Annotated in this window: 16 protein-coding genes and 1 tRNA gene; 7 read left to right on the top strand and 10 right to left on the bottom strand. The window is 37.4% G+C overall.

Annotation, left to right across the window (positions count from 1 at the left end; all coding sequences use genetic code 11):
• Window positions 1-179 precede the first annotated feature (179 nt).
• Window positions 180-1,229 carry a LacI family DNA-binding transcriptional regulator gene (locus LVD47_RS10105; protein ID WP_236975695.1) on the top strand — a complete coding sequence of 350 codons (1,050 nt, stop codon included), beginning with the start codon at window positions 180-182 and terminating at the stop codon, window positions 1,227-1,229.
• Between the two features lie 6 nt (window positions 1,230-1,235).
• On the opposite strand, the gene LVD47_RS10100 is transcribed toward LVD47_RS10105, so the two are convergent.
• On the bottom strand, window positions 1,236-2,879 hold the full coding sequence (locus LVD47_RS10100; RefSeq protein WP_236975694.1) for a glycoside hydrolase family 32 protein: 1,644 nt from the start codon (window positions 2,877-2,879) through the stop codon (window positions 1,236-1,238).
• Between the two features lie 144 nt (window positions 2,880-3,023).
• Window positions 3,024-3,112, bottom strand: a tRNA-Ser gene (locus LVD47_RS10095).
• A gap of 266 nt (window positions 3,113-3,378) precedes the next feature.
• Here LVD47_RS10095 and LVD47_RS10090 point away from each other — a divergent pair.
• Window positions 3,379-5,613: a T9SS type A sorting domain-containing protein gene (locus LVD47_RS10090; protein WP_236975693.1), complete on the top strand. Its 2,235-nt coding sequence runs from the start codon at window positions 3,379-3,381 to the stop codon at window positions 5,611-5,613.
• On the opposite strand, the gene LVD47_RS10085 is transcribed toward LVD47_RS10090, so the two are convergent.
• The gene (locus LVD47_RS10085) at window positions 5,607-6,266 is read right to left on the bottom strand and encodes a YggS family pyridoxal phosphate-dependent enzyme (protein ID WP_236975691.1); all 660 of its coding nucleotides are present in this window, start codon (window positions 6,264-6,266) and stop codon (window positions 5,607-5,609) included. The two genes, LVD47_RS10090 and LVD47_RS10085, sit on opposite strands and share 7 nt — an antisense overlap.
• 9 nt (window positions 6,267-6,275) lie before the next feature.
• Entirely contained in the window at window positions 6,276-6,902 is a 627-nt protein-coding gene (locus LVD47_RS10080) for a deoxynucleoside kinase (protein WP_236975690.1), read from the bottom strand.
• Between the two features lie 182 nt (window positions 6,903-7,084).
• On the opposite strand from LVD47_RS10080, the gene gatC reads away from it, so the two are divergent.
• On the top strand, window positions 7,085-7,381 hold the full coding sequence (gene gatC / locus LVD47_RS10075; RefSeq protein ID WP_236975689.1) for an Asp-tRNA(Asn)/Glu-tRNA(Gln) amidotransferase subunit GatC: 297 nt from the start codon (window positions 7,085-7,087) through the stop codon (window positions 7,379-7,381).
• A 1-nt stretch (window position 7,382) separates the two neighbouring features.
• On the top strand, window positions 7,383-7,940 hold the full coding sequence (locus LVD47_RS10070; RefSeq protein ID WP_236975688.1) for a cob(I)yrinic acid a,c-diamide adenosyltransferase: 558 nt from the start codon (window positions 7,383-7,385) through the stop codon (window positions 7,938-7,940).
• Window positions 7,941-7,965: 25 nt separating this feature from the next.
• Here LVD47_RS10070 and LVD47_RS10065 read toward each other — a convergent pair whose 3' ends face one another.
• Entirely contained in the window at window positions 7,966-8,526 is a 561-nt protein-coding gene (locus tag LVD47_RS10065; protein WP_236975687.1) for a DUF6580 family putative transport protein, read from the bottom strand.
• 286 nt (window positions 8,527-8,812) lie between these two features.
• Here LVD47_RS10065 and LVD47_RS24070 point away from each other — a divergent pair, with 286 nt between their 5' ends.
• Genes LVD47_RS24070 through LVD47_RS10050 form a run of 3 tightly spaced genes read left to right on the top strand, consistent with a single transcriptional unit; the run spans window position 8,813 to window position 13,002 of the window.
• Entirely contained in the window at window positions 8,813-9,745 is a 933-nt protein-coding gene (locus LVD47_RS24070) for a CPBP family intramembrane glutamic endopeptidase (RefSeq protein ID WP_236975686.1), read from the top strand.
• A complete protein-coding gene (locus LVD47_RS10055; protein ID WP_236975685.1) occupies window positions 9,738-11,588 on the top strand; it encodes a M1 family metallopeptidase in 1,851 nt (616 codons plus the stop codon). The genes LVD47_RS24070 and LVD47_RS10055 overlap by 8 nt, the downstream gene beginning before the upstream one ends.
• Window positions 11,589-11,616: 28 nt before the next feature.
• Window positions 11,617-13,002 (top strand): ATP-binding cassette domain-containing protein, encoded by a 1,386-nt coding sequence (locus tag LVD47_RS10050; protein ID WP_236975683.1) that lies wholly within the window; start codon window positions 11,617-11,619, stop codon window positions 13,000-13,002.
• 27 nt (window positions 13,003-13,029) lie between these two features.
• Here the strand turns inward: LVD47_RS10050 and LVD47_RS10045 are convergent, their stop codons facing one another.
• The 5 genes from LVD47_RS10045 to ilvB all read right to left on the bottom strand — a co-directional run bounded on the left by LVD47_RS10045 (window position 13,030) and on the right by ilvB (window position 18,304).
• Window positions 13,030-13,389 carry a DUF3887 domain-containing protein gene (locus LVD47_RS10045; protein ID WP_236975681.1) on the bottom strand — a complete coding sequence of 120 codons (360 nt, stop codon included), beginning with the start codon at window positions 13,387-13,389 and terminating at the stop codon, window positions 13,030-13,032.
• Window positions 13,390-13,669: 280 nt separating this feature from the next.
• Window positions 13,670-14,947: a threonine ammonia-lyase gene (ilvA, locus tag LVD47_RS10040; RefSeq protein ID WP_236975679.1), complete on the bottom strand. Its 1,278-nt coding sequence runs from the start codon at window positions 14,945-14,947 to the stop codon at window positions 13,670-13,672.
• 5 nt (window positions 14,948-14,952) lie between these two features.
• On the bottom strand, window positions 14,953-15,999 hold the full coding sequence (ilvC, locus tag LVD47_RS10035) for a ketol-acid reductoisomerase (protein WP_236975677.1): 1,047 nt from the start codon (window positions 15,997-15,999) through the stop codon (window positions 14,953-14,955).
• A 12-nt stretch (window positions 16,000-16,011) separates the two neighbouring features.
• Entirely contained in the window at window positions 16,012-16,548 is a 537-nt protein-coding gene (ilvN, locus tag LVD47_RS10030; RefSeq protein WP_236975676.1) for an acetolactate synthase small subunit, read from the bottom strand.
• Window positions 16,549-16,555: 7 nt separating this feature from the next.
• Entirely contained in the window at window positions 16,556-18,304 is a 1,749-nt protein-coding gene (gene ilvB, locus LVD47_RS10025; protein WP_236975675.1) for a biosynthetic-type acetolactate synthase large subunit, read from the bottom strand.
• Window positions 18,305-18,307: the final 3 nt, after the last annotated feature.

The following is an 18,307-nucleotide window of genomic DNA, read 5'->3' as shown; positions in this document are numbered from 1 at the left end:
CTCAGAAGGGTGTCAAATATATGTTGCTAATGGTATGGGGAAATTGCCGGAAAGTTTTTTCTGGACATTAGTCTTATATGTTGATAAACATGATTGGTATGGGAACTTGATTGAATGGTTTATATTAGGCTGGGGTAAATAATCTCAATGTTTTTGGATAAGGAATTAGAATGCAAAAAATGAAGTTTAAGAAGAATGGTCAGGATTATACAATTGTAGATATCGCAAGAGAATTAAATATTTCAGCAGCTACCGTCTCAAGGGCCTTAAATAATCACAATGATATAAGTGACGCTACAAAGGAGAGAGTACGAAATATGGCCCGTAAGATGGGATATCAACGCAATCGGATCGCATCCGGATTGCGAAGTAAGAAATCCTATACAGTAGGGTTTATTATTCCCAGTTTATCTTCATTTTTTCAAACGGAATTATTGACAGATATCCAAAATCAAATGCATGAGTATGGGTATAATGTGATTATTTGTCAATCCAACGAATCGTTTGAATTGGAGCAGGAGTTGGTGAATACATTATATTCTTACCGCGTCGATGCACTATTTGCATCATTGACATTATTTACTAGTAATTACAATCATTTTCAGGCCTTTATAGACAGGGGAATACCGGTGGTGTTTTACGATCGTGTCCCAAAGGAAAAAATGCATGCCCATGTTATCAAAGGGGATGATTTTAGAGGAGGCTTCCTGGCGGGAAATCATTTAATTGAAACCGGCTGTAAAAGTTTTGCATTTATTAACGGTCCGGTTACCTGCAATTTGTATCACGATAGATACAAGGGATTCAAAGCTGCACTCGAAGGAGGGGGTTTTGTATTAGAAGAAGATATGGTCTTTTGTCATGAACTGACCTATGAAAACGCATGGGATACATGCAGGAAGATTTTTGATGAAAAGAAAATACGACCTGATGGAATTTTTGCAACCAATGACATATCTGCTATCGCCATACTTCAATATGCTAAAGAAAGAGGGATTAAGGTTCCTTCTGAATTAAAAATAATTGGTTATTCAAATGATCCAAGAACATCGTTTGTCACGCCTTCTATTACTACTATAGATCAAAAGATTCCTGAAATAGCAGACTCTGTCGTCAAGGCTTTTCTCGACTTAATTAATGGGAATAAAGACATTGCACCGGCTCAAGTAAAAAATATAAAAACAACGAATGTAATTGGTGTGGAACTTATCCGTAGGATGTCTACTTAATAGAAGCTATCTCCATATCGATTGAAGTTCATGTATCTCAAAATGATGTATTTTTATTTTTGAACCGCTATCGTCTAATTTTAATGCTGCATTAGTGGTTGGAACATCCAATTCCTGGATAACACTGAATTTGCCATGGTCAGCAAACACTTCCAGAGATGTTTTGTCAATTAATATTTCCAGATAAATTGTTCTTTCTTGCGTTTGGTCGCTTTCATAAAATTCTCCGTTAAGTGTATTATGGTTCATACTGTAATGGAGAATTTCATTACCTCTGAAATTGAGGGAAAACCGAATTCCTTCAACTATTTCTATTTTCATTTTTAAATGCAAAAGGTCACTTGTGATAGCGGCCAGATGATCGTTGAGTCTATCCAGTGATATTTCTGACCAGAGGGCACTCTTTTTATGAAGTTTAGATATTTCACGGATTGGTTCGGAGTACATCCGTATTCCATTTCTACCTGATCGTAATGTTAACTCGGTGGGGAAGAGCATCATTTGATTAAATGGCATCCCGGGATGGGAAATCTGGCCCCAACCTATTTGAATTCTCCTACCATCCGCCTTTGGAATATTATTAAAGGTTTGTGCTGCGTACATTTTGCCTGAAAAGTACTGATGTTTGCCTGATTCAATAGAAAACTCTTTTCCGTTAAAATCGCCGATTGCATAGGTTCCTGAAGCACCGTATAATACCCATTTTGTATGTTTTGGATCACCGTCTACCGACAATTCAAACAACTCCGGACACTCCCAGAATCCTCCAAGATGACTTTGGAATTTCCAGGATTTGAGGTCATCGGATGTATAAAATGAATGACCGTTTTTTTCAAATAATACCATAACCCATTTTGAAGTTTCTCGGTGCCAGAAAAGCTTTGGATCGCGAAGATTTTTAGAGTTCCATTTAATTTTGGTGTCGAGGATGGGATTTCCATAATATTTGGACCAGGTTCTGCCTTTATCATTGCTAAAGGCTATACATTGGACTTCATTGTCTCGGCTATGGGCGGTATAAGCGGCGATCATTGGTTTTTCTTTTCCGGTTTGGAATCCGGAAGTATTTTGGCTGTCTACGACCACTGTTCCTGAGAATATAGTTCCCATATCATCGGGATATAAAGCTTCGCCTAATTCTTTCCAATGGAGAAGGTCATTACTTACTGCATGTCCCCAATGCATATTTTCCCAATGAATTTCGTAAGGATTGTGCTGATAAAAAAGGTGATATTCATTGTCGTAATATACCAGACCGTTTGGATCGTTATTCCACCCTCTTTTTGAGGTAAAATGAAATTGTGGTCTGTTTTTTTCTTTGTAGAGTGAATCGGATCCGGCAATGGTATTGGCCTGGTAAATTTGATCAATTCCGGAGGCTTTTTTGGGGTAGTCCAGTGAGATGGTTTGGTCTTGGAATTCCGTCATATCAACAAAAACCCAATAATCCGGAACTCCGTTACTTATTCTAATTGCAAATTCTCGCAATATATTTCCATTAGAAAGTATTTTTAGAATGCTTCGATCTTCATCCATCGAAACAGGGATATTGAAATATTTTGAGGTAATCTTAAATTCGCGAGAAACGGAATCCTGGGCACCTAATATAGGTAGATAAAGTAGAAGAAGGAATATGGTTTTTAGTATCATTTCCGAATCAATAATTTGGATATATGTATGAATATAAGATAAATAAATCTGATGTGAAACAGATTTTCCCTGGAAAACTGGCTAGAACTTTTAATCACATAAAAAAAGGCCATCTTAGAAAAAGATAGCCTTTTTAATCACAAGCGGAGGAGGAGGGATTCGAACCCCCGGTACCCTCTCGAGTACGTCGGTTTTCAAGACCGGTGCAATAAACCAGGCTCTGCCACTCCTCCGTTTAGTTATTAGTCAAATGATACCGTTCTCTTTTAGAAATTTTTATCCATCAATTGACTTGAAAAACATTTCCCTTTTGTACGCATCAGATTTTGAATTATACGTTTCAAAATAGTGAAGCTTCGAGGACATTTTACATATTGTGTTCCGGACGTTTCCAGGACAAAAGATACTTACCCGAATTAGAAGAATTTTATCTCCTTTTTCATTTGGCACTGCAAATTTATAATCTATTTTGTAATTTCAAAATTTCAAACTCTTTTTTATGCATCATTTGGGACGAAAAATTTATAGATGGCAGTTGATATTGGTTTTGAGTTTAATTTTTTTTGCGGGAGTCATAAAAGTTTCATTAGCTCAAGAGATAATATTGAATCCTCCTTCTATCAATATTTTGGCTAATTCAGTCATCATTGAAAATGCTTCTTCCGGTGGGATGTACGCGCCACAATTTTCTCCTTTTGATATTGATAACGATCAGAGAGATGAAATCATAGTATTTGACCGATTTTCTGAATTGTTTGGTATTTTGAAATGGAATACGGAAGATAAGTCCTATCAGTATGAATATAATATAGAAGTTCGGTGGCCGAGGGTTAATTCATGGGCATTGATTAGAGATTACAATAATGACGGTATAGGGGATATTTTCACGCAGGGAGAGCACGGAATTGCCGTTTGGAAAGGGGACATAGAGGCGGGTATTTGGAGCTTTTCAAGGGTGACCGGGCCCCAATTCTTGGATGACTCTTTAATTTTTAAGTCGGAAGATGGATCCACTACTAATATTTATCATGCAGCATCTGATATCCCTGTGATTGAAGATTTGGATAATGATGGAGATTTGGACATACTTACCTTTGAATTGAGTGGCTCATATTTATATTTATATGAGTGTATGAGTGATGACTCTGGTCTGGCTCTAGATTATAAATTATCAGATAAATGCTGGGGAAAATTTGTCGAAAATGGCAATACCAATGGTGTTAAGTTGTCCCAGACTCCTGCATTTTGTCCTTTACCTTTTACTACCAGACACGCGGGTTCTTCAAATTGCCTGATAGATATAGACCAGGATAGTATTCCAGATCTTTTACTCGGGGATAAAGGATATCCCACCTTACGCGTATTGTATAATGGCAATACGGCTGATTCTGGCTTTATTACTCACCAGGACAATGTATTTCCAGAGTTTTCAGAGCCAGCATATATTTACGATTTTCCAGCGGCCTATAAATTAGATGTTAATCTGGATAGTATAAATGATGTTGTAGTAGCTAATAATGGCAGTGTTGATTATGATAACGATGGACTATTTTTATACAAAGGGACAAATGAAGAGGAAAAAGCATTTAAATGGGTAACAAGTAATTGGTTATTTGAACAATTTTTTGATTTGGGTAGATTTTCCGCACCACTTTTTATGAATATTGATGGTGATCAACGAACCGATATCCTGGTTGCTTACAATTTAGCTAACGATCAGTCTCAATCGGTTAACCGGCTGGCATTCTTAAAGAATGAAGGTATGGATACTGAGAATGGTCAAATATTGTATTCTTTGAAGGACGCTAATTTTTTGAAACTCGGAGAAAGAATTGAAAGCGGAATACGACCTGTGCTGACTTCGGGTGATATCGATAATGATGGAGACATGGATTTGGTCATCGGTATGTCAAATGGTGATATACATATGCTGAAAAATGGATCTGGAGAACCCCATCGATTTGAATTTGAGTCTTTTGAAAGAGATTGGCAAGGATTTGTTGTTGGATCAGGTGCGGCACCTGAATTATTTGATATTGATGGTGACGGTTTATTGGATTTGTTGGTAGGAGAGGATCAGGGGGAGATTAATTTTTTTAAAAACTTGGGCACCCGTGAAGTAGCTTTGTTTGAACCTGATCCTACATACTATCCCAATGCTGAGCGATTGGGTAATATTCGAATTTCCAGCCCTGCATCTGTACTTGGAAGATCAATTCCCAGGATTGTACAGAAAAATGGGGATAATATTTTAAGTGTGGGATCCTACAGCGGGGACCTTCATTCCTTTAAAATAAATCTAGAAGATCTTTACTTTTCTACTTTTGAAGAAATTGAGTTGTTTGGTGGTTTGTTTATGGGGAAAAACAGTAACTTTTCAGTTTTGTATTCGGAAGGAGAAAAAACCAAAATCGTTACTGGAAATATAGCTGGTGGACTACAGTTTTTTGATACGGATGTCCTTACGAATTCTAATTATATTGATTATGTAGGAGAAGAAATAACTGTATTTCCTAACCCCAGCCATAATGGTAGCATCCAATTTGAATGGAATAACATGGTTGGCCGAGGAAATATTACTATTTATAATACAATGGGTAAAATAATCGATCAGAATGCTTTTAATACCCATTCCTTTACCATAGATATAGAAAATTGGCACAGTGGTGTATATTTTGCAGTAATAAGGTTTTCTAATGGTGAAAATAGGAGTTGTAAATTTATCGTTCAATAATTACGGGAGCCAAATATCAAACTACCGATCCTGACCATATTACTTCCACATTCAATAGCTAATTTATAGTCTCCTGACATTCCCATACTTTTGATTCGAAAGTCCTCATTGCCGGGGAAATGCTCCTTTTTTATAGTTTCAAAAATGGTAGTTAATTGATCAAATTCAGCTTTTATTTGAGCAATGTCTTTTGTGAATGTAGCCATTCCCATGACACCTGCAATTTTGATAAATGAATAATTACGTTCTTTATATTTTTGCATAAAAGAATGTATGTCGGAAGGAGGCACCCCAAATTTTGTATCTTCTTTGGCTATTCGTACCTGAAGTAAACACGGAATAATCCGGTCGTTTTTCCTTGCTTCTTTATTGATCTCTTTAGCCAGTTTTAACCGATCCAGGCTATGTATAAGGCTTATAAAAGGAGCTATGTATTTTACTTTATTGGATTGCAAATGGCCTATCATGTGCCATTGAATATCTTGGGGTAATAAGTCTTTCTTTTCGATTAGTTCCTGAACTTTATTCTCCCCGAATATCCTTTGACCGCTATCATATAATTTTTTAATTTTGTCGACACCGTGGGTTTTGGATACTGCAACAAGCTCTACTTTTTTTTCGGAAAGTGATTCTTTAATTTCGGAATAATTCATCTCACATTATTAAAACAAACCATGTAATTGACTGGAAACTTTATCTATTACTTCCCCCAGATCTTCGGGGTCATTTTTGAAGTCCAATTCATCAGCATTAATAACTAACAAAGGTCCTTCATTATAACTTAAAATCCAATCTTCGTAACGTTTATTTAATTTTTTTAAATAATCCAAACTCATATTCCCTTCATATTCTCTGCCGCGGTCCTGAATATGCGATACGAGCGTAGGAATTCCTGCTTTAATGTAAATTAAAAGATCCGGAGGAGAGATATAGGATGTCATAGTGTCGAACAGTCCTTTGTAATTATTAAAATCACGGGTTGACATTAGCCCAATTTCATGGAGATTAGGAGCGAAAATAAATGCATCTTCATAAATGGTACGATCCTGAATAACTGTATTTTCTCCTTGTTGGATTTTTAGAATTTGCTGATAACGGGAGTTAAGGAAATAGATTTGCAAATTAAAAGCCCATCGTTTCATATCTTCGTAAAAGTCGATAAGATAAGGGTTGTTTTCTGTACTTTCATAATGGGCTTTCCAACCGAAATACTTGGATAGACTGGTAGTGAGGGTGGTTTTTCCGGCACCAATATTTCCGGCTACTGCGATGTGAAATACTTTTTCCATTTTTTACGAAGGACTAAAATATAAATAAATTGAAATACTCTGCCCTTATTACTCATTTATTTATCTTTCCCACTGAACCAATTTTAGCCTGAATCCAACCATCGCAAAGTAAATTAGCCTAATTTCCATTCTTTGATCAACATTTTATATTTTTGACTATTAACTTTAATTTTTAATAGTAAATGAAAGAGATACAGGATTGGGAAATTAGGAAGCTGGAAAAACTAAGTAAACTAGAGCTCAGTGACAGCGAACGAGAGGAAATAAAAAAGGATTTGGAGTCCATCGTCGGAATGTTCGATAAGTTGCAAGAATTGGATCTGGATTCGGTTGAACCGCTACGTCATATTACCGATGTAGTCAATGGATGGCGAGAAGATGTTCCAAGGGAGTCAATCCAGATCGAGAAAGCTTTGCAAAATGGACCTTCTACGGAGGATCGCTATTTTACGGTACCCAAAGTCATCCACAAAGATTAGTATGAAGATCTATACGAAAAGAGGAGATACCGGACGAACGAAATTACTGGGTGGAACTTCAGTTTCAAAGTCCAATATAAAAGTAGATGCTTATGGTAATGTCGATGAATTAAATGCATTTATTGGGCATTTAAAGGATCAATTGAAAGCAGAGTACTTCGAAGAAAAATATACAGCCCATCTTCACGCAATAAATATCGAATTGTTTAATTTGGGTTCTATCCTGGCTGCTGATGCTAACAAGTACAAAGGAAGTTTGCCTGAACTAAAAGAAATCTCAATTGAATTACTGGAAGAGTTGATTGATGAAATGGACCGCGAGTTGGAACCCCTGAAAAACTTTATACTCCCAGGAGGACACCCGGTAATTTCAATGTGTCACATCTGTAGGACGGTTTGCAGAAGAGCCGAACGTAAAGTAGTGGAATTGGGAGAGGTAGAGTCTATTAATCCTCTTTACATCCAATACCTGAATAGAATGTCAGACTTCCTTTTTACTCTTTCAAGGTATATTGCTTATAAATGGGATATACCAGAGGAGAAATGGACTGGTGAATAAAAAAATCAGTAGTTAATTCTTGATATTACGAAAGTACTTTTTTTCCCAATAGTTGATGTCCATATTCAATAATACCGTAGCCTGCAGCGCTAAAGAGAACAAATGATGAAACGGTATTGTGTAAGAATGGAAGTCCTGCAAAGTAGCAAGTCATTAAACCTGAAAAATCTTTGGAATACATTGTCCCTGCCATCCAGGTACCGAAATTGCTGATAATAAAAAAGACCACAGCTCCTGCCAGGGAAGTTCCCAAAATATTTTTGAAGTTTTTATTCTTTAAAAATAAAGTTGAGATAAACACAATAATAATGATCGCGATATAATTCCAGATCATATGGCTACTAAAGAAAACAAAAGACTGGTCAGGATAAAAAGATTTAAACAGTAAATTGCTTACTAATAGATCTGAAATGTAGAATGCTATTAATGGTATTAGATATTTCAGATATGATTTACCAAAATAGCACCCTCCTAAAATTGCTATTCCCCCCAAAGGTGTGAAATTAGGAGGATGAGGAAGCAATCTCGCAAAAACTAATAAGATTATTGTCGAAATTAGTAGAAGTTTTTGGTGACTAGATTTCATTGAATAACTTGATTTTAAACTATGTAGTATTCAAAGTTACTATTTATTTTAAACCTTCACAATTTTACTTTCAAAAATCCGGTTCTAACTGTTATCATTACATTGTTTCGAGTTCCTGTTATTAACAAAATGTTAAGAGTGCAGCCAAGTGAGTTAAAAGTGAAGATCAAATAAGCATTCAGCGAAAAGTTTTATCTTCGTTTCTTAATTTCATTGAATCTTGATATAAAAGTCTTTTATGTCAAGAAATAATTTGGTTTTGTAAAAATAAATCAGGCGAAAGAAAGTGCGTACAAAGTTTTATCAAAATGCCAGGGAGAAAGGTAAGAACAGCTTACTCGATTTTACAATTACATTTGTAATATCGCTCGCATTTTATTTCATAACATCTATTCCTTTATTGATCTATACAGTAATTAATGGATTGAGTCAGGAAGAATTAATGGGATATACAGGTCCTATTGGTTTTGCACTTATGTTATTTGTTTTTGCGGGTTTTATCATTGGTATTTTTGTCGGTACTAAATACGTTCACAAAAGGCCTATTTTATCTGTCCTTACCGGAGGTGGCAAATTCCGGTGGAAACGAATGTGGATTGGAATGGGTCTATGGTTATCCGTATTGATCTTAATGGAGGTCGTGGGGTATCTGTCTGATCCCTCGGTATATACGCTACAATTTGATCCAATACCGTTTTTCATGTGTTTACTGTTAGGTCTTCTGATTTTGCCGATTCAGACCTCAGCGGAGGAATTGATGCTAAGAGGATATCTACTCCAACAGTTTGGACTAATTTCCAAATTCAGATGGATACCGATATTTGCTACATCCATGTTATTTGGTTTGTTGCATTTTGGAAATCCGGAAGTGGCAGAATATGGATTATTTAAATCCATGAGCCTTTATATTGGAATGGGCCTGTTTTTTGGTATTATTACAATAATGGATGATGGATTGGAAATCCCATTAGGAGTACACTATATTAATAATTTATTTGCTTTTTTATTTGTAGGATATGAAGATTCAGTCATGGCAGGTACACCCGCCCTATTTATGAAAGCTTCTGAAGATCTTACTTATATATCGGTAATATCCAATCTTGCGGTGATGGCCTTGATCTTAATATTATTCAGAAGGGTGTTCAAGTGGCCTTCTTTCAATTATCTATTTGGACAAATTCGAACAAATACTCACATAAATTCTGAAAGATATGATTAAAATTTTCTTCCTGGGCATCCTAATGATTCAGGGAATGGTGTTTGCTAGAGGCCAATGTTATTGGCAACAGTCTGTGGATTATACCATGAATATAGATATGGATGTTGAACAAAATCAATTTGAAGGAAAGCAGACCGTATTATATTCTAATAATTCACCGGATACATTGCATTCAGTGTTTTATCATCTGTACTTCAATGCATTTCAACCTGGAAGTATGATGGATGTACGTTCCCGAACCATAGCAGACCCTGATTCCAGAGTCATGGATCGGATTTCCAAATTGTCTAACAGAGAAATTGGTTATCACAAAATAAAATCCCTACGACAAGACGGGGAGAATGCAAATTTCCTGGTTGATGGGACTATTCTGGAAGTTGAATTGGCAGAACCTATACTTCCCGGACATACGACGGAACTTGTTATGGAATTTGCGTCTCAGGTACCTAAGCAGATTCGCAGATCCGGAAGGGATAACTTGGAGGGGGTTCGGTATAGTATGAGCCAATGGTATCCTAAGGTATGCGAATATGATGAACAGGGTTGGCATTCCAATCCGTATGTTGGGAGAGAGTTTCACGGGGTTTGGGGTAATTTTGATGTGACCATTAATATTGACCCAACCTACCTTGTAGCGGCTTCCGGAATATTGCAGAATAGCAGTGAAATAGGTTATGGTTATTCTGACCATTCTGTGGATCATTCTGGGAAAGACCAAATTTCATGGCATTTTATAGCTGAGGATGTACACGACTTTGTGTGGGCTGCAGATCCCGATTACGTTCATGAGAAAATGGAGGCGGATGACGGGACGCAAATGCATTTTTTCTATCAACCTGGTAGTGAAACGAGAGCATGGAAAGAATTGCCATCGAAAATGGCAAAAGTATTTGGTTTCGTAAGTGAAAAATATGGAAAATATCCTTACCCTACGTATGCTTTTATTCAAGGAGGGGATGGAGGTATGGAATACCCGATGGCAACTTTGATTACAGGACATCGTTCAATTAGCAGTTTGACCGGGGTGAGTGTGCATGAATTGATGCATTCCTGGTATCAGATGGCTCTCGCTACAAATGAGAGTCTTTATGCGTGGATGGACGAGGGATTTACTTCTTATACCTCGTCGATAGTTATGAATTATTTAAAAGGGGAGGAGATGCTACCGGGTAAACAGATAGAAAACCCCTTTATTTTGACGTACAACAGTTATGCTAAATTAGCCGAAAGTGGATTAGAAGAACCATTGACCACACATTCTGATCACTTTAATACGAATTATGCATATTCGATTGCTTCTTATGTAAAGGGAGCAATCTTTTTAAATCAATTAGAATATATAGTAGGTAAAGATCATTTTGATATTGCATTCAAAAAATACTTTGAAGATTGGAAGTTCAAGCATCCTAAACCAAATGATGTAATTCGCATTTTTGAGAAAACTTCAGGCCTGGAGCTTGATTGGTATAAAGAATACTGGGTGAATTCTACTAAAACCATTGATTACAGTATCGATAGTGTTTATTCCGAAGATCCTAATACAATAGCTATTCAACTGAGTAGGCAAGGTTTAATGCCTATGCCGTTAGATGTGTATATAACCTATCGGGATGAAAGTCTGGAGGTCGTTAATATCCCTTTGCGTATCATGAGAGGGCAAAAAGAAAAAGACCGGAATCTTCAACTAACTCATGCAGAGGACTGGCCCTGGGTAGAGCCATATTATATTTTCACAGTGGATGGTAACTTGGGAGAGATCAAATCGATTGAAATTGATGCTAGTGGGAGGTTGGCTGATATCAACAGAGAGAATAATATTTGGAGGCCTCGGGAATCTAATTAGTGCTATAAAATCAACATAAAGTTTTGTTGTGAGGGAAGCAATTATACAGATCAAAAATTTGACTTTTGAACTGGGAGATAAATTGCTTTTCTCTCTGGAAGGAATTTCAATCTCAACCGGGTCCAGAATCTTTATTTCCGGACCGACCGGTTGTGGGAAGAGTTCCTTTGCCCAATGGTTGGCCGGATTGAATAATGAATTGTATGATGTAAGGGCTGAGAGCCTGGAGCTATATACAGAGACGGATAAGTATGATGGTATTGGATCTGTTCAAAAATTAATGGCTCCAATGTATGTAAGACAAAATCCCTATAAAATTTTTCATCCATATTTTAGTATTGGGCATCATTTCAGAGACGTTTTATCCAACGCCAAAAAAGGTGGATTAAAGAATATAGATGAGGTTTGTGAGTCTTTATCCTACTTAGGTATAAAAAGACCTGCAGAATTTATAAATAGGAAGGTAAGTGAAATCTCTCAAGGAGAGGCACAAAGATGTGGGGTGGTACTCGCTATGATTAGGTCGACAAGACTCCTGATTCTCGACGAAGTCACTTCAAATATTGATATTCCTAATTCCGAAAAGCTTTTAAACTTTGTATTGAATTTTTGTTCCCGCCGAAAGATAGGCCTCATTATCATATCCCATGAAAAAGAGTTGTTGAAAAAGTTCGACCTGGAACCATATGAAATTACGGAGGAGAAAAAAATGGTTCTTTCTCAAAAAAAATCATTAGAGACAATAATGACGGCACATGGAAGCAGATTCGATCCGCAATTTTTGATTAAGGTTATAGGATTAAAGATTTCTTTACCAGGAAGGAATGAAAAGGATTTTTTATACTTCGATACCTTTTTTATTGTCAAAAACGGAGTCACTGGTTTGTCCGGAGTTTCCGGAGTTGGGAAAACGACGTTGGCGCGAGCCTTGATAAATGAGGTCCCCTACAACTTTGGCAAATTATACTGGAACGATAATGAAGAAATAGCATCGGCCAATTTATTCGAGGAAAGCTTCAACATTAGATATTTACCGCAATCAGTCTCTACTGCGTTCAATCCCAGGATGAAGATACACTCTTCCCTGTTGGAAATTTGCAGGGCAAACAAAACCCCGATAGAATTAATTGATCAATTCACCAGGGAATTTGGGTTGAATCATAATTTATTAAAGAAATACCCATCGGAACTCTCAGGGGGTGAAGTACAGCGAATGGGTGTTATATCAATGCTTATTGCTAAACCAGACCTTATCATTTTTGATGAAAGTTTTTCATCTATACATACATCTCTTCGAAGTGATATTTGGAAGAAAGTTCTATCGTGGCAAGAGAATTCGAAATCCAGTATTCTATTAATCTCTCATGACACGAATTGGTTGGAAGCCATAAGTGATAAGGTTTTTTATATTTAGTTAGTGGGGTTTAAAATTGGCGTTAAATTACTGTGGTCCAAAATTGAAAGCTACTAATCGTTTCTGTTCATCAAGTGAGATCCGTAAGTTAACTTTACCTTTTTCGGCCTGGCATTCGAAAATACCGTAATTTTGTTGGAATTTGACAAACTTTTTATTTGATATTTTTCCATACTTACCTTTTATTTCATCCAAATATTTTTTGGATTCATCCGGAGACTGGAATTTCTTTAGCATAGGGGAGTAGAGACTGTAAATCTCAGTGTATTTGTTATCATTATACAATTTAACAATCCCATCTGAAATGACATTATAGTTATTGTCTCCTTTTTGAGCAGACACAACTAGCGGAATACAAAATATGAATGCCAAGATTAGATTTCTCATGCTTTTTATTTTTTTGACGATTTAACATTATTAAAGAATATTTTTAAAATGTTAATGTTTTACATAAGCAGGGAAATTATCACAATGAAGTTAATAAATGTGAGCTAATAACGAATGTAAGGGCATATATTCGTATAAAAGGTATAGGATAATTCTTCAATTTAACAATGTTTGAGTTGACACATTGGAATCAGGTTAATTATCCGGTTGTAAATAATTATTAATGTAAGATTAGTTAGCTTTCCGGAAGGTAAATTACGAGTGATAAAAACTATAGCTTCTATCCAATCAGCAATTCAAAAAGCGTGCTGTCGTCGTTTAAATTCTGATAATTTATTTGGTATTTATCCATTCTTTGAATTAATCCCTGGTAATCTTCAGAACTTTTCAATTCGATTCCTACTACTGCGGGTCCTGATTCTCTACTTGTTTTTTTGACATATTCAAAAAAAGCGATATCGTCGCTAGGACCTAAGACATTATTAAGAAAGTCTCTTAATGCCCCTGCTCTTTGAGGAAAATTGATAATAAAGTAATGTTTTAATCCCTCATATAATAGTGATTTTTCTTTGATTTCCTCTGTTCGGGTAATGTCATTATTCCCTCCGCTGAGGATACAAACAACAGTTTTGCCTTTAATTTGATACTTATAGAAATCTAATGCAGATAGACTCAATGCTCCGGCAGGTTCCACGACTATAGCCTCTTCGTTATACAATTTCAATATAGTGGAACAAACTTTGCCCTCGGGAATTAAGGTTATGTCGTCAAGGCATTCCTTGGCAATGCGATATGTAAGGTCTCCAACCTGGCGAACTGCTGCTCCATCAACAAAAGGGTCAATTTTTTCCAGGTTGACCAGGTATCCTCTTCGAAAGGATTCCCACATGGCTGGAGCCCCTTCTGGTTCCAGACCAATTACTCTTGTTTCAGGACTCTTTTGTTTCATAACGGATCCTACACCACTGGCAAGTCCACCACCGCCTACGGGAAGAAATAGATAGTCTATCTTTTTATCACCGATCGATTCTAAAATTTCCAGACCAACCGTTCCCTGGCCGGCAATGATTTTGGGGTCATTAAACGGGTGTATAAAAGTCTTCCCATTTTCACGAGAATCTTTCATTGCCAATGCATACGCATCGTCGAAGGTATCTCCCACCAGGTGTAAGTCTACATAATCCTTTCCAAAGAATTTTACCTTTTCTACCTTTTGGCTAGGTGTGGTACTGGGCATATAAATAGTGCCCTTTATGCCTTTTAGTTGGCAGGAAAGTGCCACTCCCTGTGCATGGTTACCAGCACTGGCACATACAATTCCTGCTGCCAATTCTTCATCCGATAATGATGCTATTTTATTATAGGCGCCTCTGATTTTATAGGAGCGCACTTTTTGCATATCTTCTCTTTTGAGGTAGACGTCACATTCGTATTCCTCAGAAAGAATTTCGCTATAATAAAGTGGGGTATGTTGGATAACGGCAGATAATCTATCTGCCGCCTCCTCCATATTTTTTATGTCTATTAACTTAGAGTTTTCTATTGTAGTATTTGACATTTACATTATTCATTTTCAGGCCTTAGAGACCTAACTTGCTTACCTGCTAACCAAAGCTCTGATTCGTGTAGTGTTTTTAATTCAGCCTCCAGTTTTTCTCTGTAATCAGGTTGGCTATTAGTATCAATGGAACGTTTGGCTTCTTTACCTGTTGCTACACTTTCGTATAAATCTTCAAAAACAGGGGCTACAGCATCTCTGAATTTATCTTTCCAGTCCAAAGCACCACGTTGTGCAGTAGTACTGCAGTTGGCATACATCCAATCCATACCGTTTTCCGCCACTAATGGCATAAGTGATTGAGTCAATTCCTCTACGGTTTCATTAAATGCTTCAGATGGGCTATGGCCATTCTTACGCAAAACATTGTATTGTGCTTCAAAAAGTCCCTGGATCGCGCCCATCAAACTCCCACGTTCACCTGTAAGGTCGCTAAACACCTCTCTTTTGAAAGTTGTTTCAAACAAATATCCTGATCCCACTGCAATTCCAAGAGATACAACTCTGTCTTTAGCTTTTCCGGTAGCATCCTGATAGATTGCATAGCTGGAGTTCAATCCTCTTCCTTCAAGGAATAACCGTCTCAGTGAAGTTCCGGAACCCTTAGGGGCTACGAGAATTACATCCACACCTTCGGGAGGAATTATTTCTGTTTGGTCGTTGTACGTGATACCAAATCCGTGAGAGAAGTATAACGCTTTCCCTGGAGACAAGTTTTCTTTTACTTTTGGCCAAACTTGAATTTGTGCTGCGTCGGACAACAAATACATAATAATGGTCCCTTTCTGTATTGCTTCTTCAATGCTAAAAAGCGTTTCTCCCGGGACAAATCCATCTTCTACTGCTTTATCCCATGATTTAGAAGGCTTTCTTTGACCGACAATTACATTAATTCCATTATCTCTTAGGTTAAGTGCCTGTCCGGGGCCCTGAACACCATATCCTATCACTGCTACTACCTCGTCTTTCAAGACTTCTTGTGCCTTGGATAAAGGAAATTCATCTCTGGTTACAACGTTTTCTTCAACGCCTCCAAAATTCATTTTTGCCATTTGTTTCGATTTTTAATTAATTTCTATTTTTTGAATGGATTCCAAATAATTGTTGAGCGGTTCCATGTGCTTGGTAACCGCTACGCGTCCCGATCTTACAAATTCGTAAACGCCGATTTTTTTTAAATCAACAAGTAAAGCATCAATTTCAGGCTCATGTCCTGTTTTTTCAATAATGACGAAGTCAGGATCGAGGGTCAAAATATGAGCATTGTGCTTTCGGATCATATTTTCGACCTGGTTGCTTTCGTTGAATTTGTATGCCGGTACTTTAAATAATGCTATTTCCTGGTATACTATTTCGTTGGGGTGGTAGTAAAATGCTTTTAATACATCTACAGAGCGCTCTAAAGCTGTAACTAACTTTTCAATTTTTTCCTCTTCGATATTGACTACTATTGTAAATCGATGAATGTCGGATACCGATGATTGAGAAGTTGTCAGACTTATAATATTAATATGTCTCTTGGTGAAATTTCCTACCACTCTCTGAAGCAGTCCCGGAAGATTTTCAGTGAATATCGATATTGTAAATTCTTTCTTTTCCATAATCATATTATTCTAATACTATTTCAGAAGGAGTACTTCCCGAAGGTACCATAGGAAAAATATTTTCTTCTTTTTCTACCATGATATGCAATAAATACGGTCCGTTGTGAGAAAACATTTCATCTAGCGCCGGTATTAAATCTTTTGGCTCCGAAATTTTCTTCGCCGGAACACCAAAGCCTTCGCTAATTTTTACAAAATCCGGATTTTGCAAAGCTACGGAAGAATATCTTTTGTCAAAGAATAATTGTTGCCACTGTCTTACCATTCCGAGGAATTCGTTGTCGAGAATGATGACTTTAACACCTACATTGTATTGGCTCAACATTCCGAGTTCCTGGAGCGTCATTTGAAAGCCACCATCACCGACTATACAAACGACTTCTTTATCCGGCCTTCCTACTTTTGCTCCGAAGGCAGAAGGTAGTCCAAAACCCATAGTGCCGGCCCCACCTGAAGTGACCAATAAATTTTGATCCATAGCTTTATAGTAGCGGGTAGTTGACATTTGATGTTGCCCGACATCTGTGGCTACTATTGCCTGGCCTTTGGTAATTTCAGAAATCAAGTTGATTACTTGACCCATTTTTATTTGGTCTGTAGACTCCGGGTCAAAAGTTATATCTCGTTTTACTACTTTTTCATTTTCAATTTCATCCAGCTTATGGAAGGATTCGATCCATTCTTTATGGTCCTTTTCCGGCACCATATCGATCAACTTTTCCAATGCCATTTTAGCATCTGAACAAATCCCAACTTCAGCTTTTACATTTTTACTAATCTCAGCGGGATCTATCTCGATATGGACCACCTTAGCTTGAGTAGCGAAGCGGCTAACATCTCCGGTTACTCGATCATCAAAACGCATCCCTATTGCTATAATCAGGTCACATTCTGCAGTTTGTATATTTGTCGCGTATTTTCCGTGCATTCCCAACATACCCATATTAAGAGGGTGATCATCAGCCAAAACCCCCATCCCGTGAATTGTCCAACCTACAGGCATATTGGTCTTTTCTACAAACTTTTTGAATATCTCTTGTGCACCGGCAATATGGATCCCATGCCCGGCAAGTACATAAGGCTTCTTAGATTTTGAAATGAGTTCCGCAGCGGCTTCCAAATTTTCAGGAAGGGGCTTTCTCAATGGACGATACGATCGAATTCGTTTAATTTTGGTATAGACAAAATCGAACATTTCGAATTGAGCGTCTTTCGTAATATCAATAAGAACCGGCCCGGGGCGTCCTGAATTGGCAATATAAAAAGCTTTGGCAAAAACTTCAGGTATTTCCGAAGCCTTGGTTATTTGGTGATTCCATTTGGTAACAGCCATTGTACTGCTTATTACATCAGTTTCCTGGAAAGCATCCGAGCCTAAGAGTGAACTTACGACTTGACCGGTAATACATACCAAAGGCGTAGAATCCAGCATGGCATCAGCCAACCCTGTAATCAAATTAGTGGCACCAGGGCCTGAAGTAGCCATTACGACGCCGGGTTTCCTGAGAACCCTGGCATATCCTTCTGCCGCATGGATAGCGCCTTGTTCATGCCGAGGTAAGATGTGACGAAGTCTATCCATATAGTGATAGAGTGCGTCGTATACAGGCATAATAGCACCTCCGGGATACCCGAAAATAGTGTCTACATCCTCAGCAAGTAAACACTGAAGTACTGCTTCAGCACCTGAAATATTAATGGGCTTTTTACTTTCCTGTTCACTTAACTCAATAGAATTTTTGATGTTGATCATAAC

The sequence above is a fragment of the Membranihabitans maritimus genome (assembly GCF_021729145.1).
GTDB lineage: Bacteria > Bacteroidota > Bacteroidia > Chitinophagales > Saprospiraceae > Membranihabitans > Membranihabitans maritimus.
Note: the sequence above shows the minus strand (reverse complement) of the source record. Positions and strands in the feature narration are given on the sequence as shown.

Bases quoted from the DNA above. Each gene is read 5' to 3' on its own strand.
- LVD47_RS10055 (WP_236975685.1), top strand. From the start codon at position 9,738: ATGATTAAAATTTTCTTCCTGGGCATCCTAATGATTCAGGGAATGGTG.
- LVD47_RS10105 (WP_236975695.1), top strand. From the start codon at position 180: ATGAAGTTTAAGAAGAATGGTCAGGATTATACAATTGTAGATATCGCA.
- ilvA (WP_236975679.1), bottom strand. From the start codon at position 14,947: ATGTCAAATACTACAATAGAAAACTCTAAGTTAATAGACATAAAAAAT.
- ilvN (WP_236975676.1), bottom strand. From the start codon at position 16,548: ATGGAAAAGAAAGAATTTACAATATCGATATTCACTGAAAATCTTCCG.
- LVD47_RS10045 (WP_236975681.1), bottom strand. From the start codon at position 13,389: ATGAGAAATCTAATCTTGGCATTCATATTTTGTATTCCGCTAGTTGTG.
- LVD47_RS10090 (WP_236975693.1), top strand. From the start codon at position 3,379: ATGCATCATTTGGGACGAAAAATTTATAGATGGCAGTTGATATTGGTT.
- ilvB (WP_236975675.1), bottom strand. From the start codon at position 18,304: ATGATCAACATCAAAAATTCTATTGAGTTAAGTGAACAGGAAAGTAAA.
- ilvC (WP_236975677.1), bottom strand. From the start codon at position 15,999: ATGGCAAAAATGAATTTTGGAGGCGTTGAAGAAAACGTTGTAACCAGA.
- LVD47_RS10100 (WP_236975694.1), bottom strand. From the start codon at position 2,879: ATGATACTAAAAACCATATTCCTTCTTCTACTTTATCTACCTATATTA.
- LVD47_RS10065 (WP_236975687.1), bottom strand. From the start codon at position 8,526: ATGAAATCTAGTCACCAAAAACTTCTACTAATTTCGACAATAATCTTA.
- LVD47_RS10070 (WP_236975688.1), top strand. From the start codon at position 7,383: ATGAAGATCTATACGAAAAGAGGAGATACCGGACGAACGAAATTACTG.
- gatC (WP_236975689.1), top strand. From the start codon at position 7,085: ATGAAAGAGATACAGGATTGGGAAATTAGGAAGCTGGAAAAACTAAGT.
- LVD47_RS10085 (WP_236975691.1), bottom strand. From the start codon at position 6,266: ATGAATTATTCCGAAATTAAAGAATCACTTTCCGAAAAAAAAGTAGAG.
- LVD47_RS10080 (WP_236975690.1), bottom strand. From the start codon at position 6,902: ATGGAAAAAGTATTTCACATCGCAGTAGCCGGAAATATTGGTGCCGGA.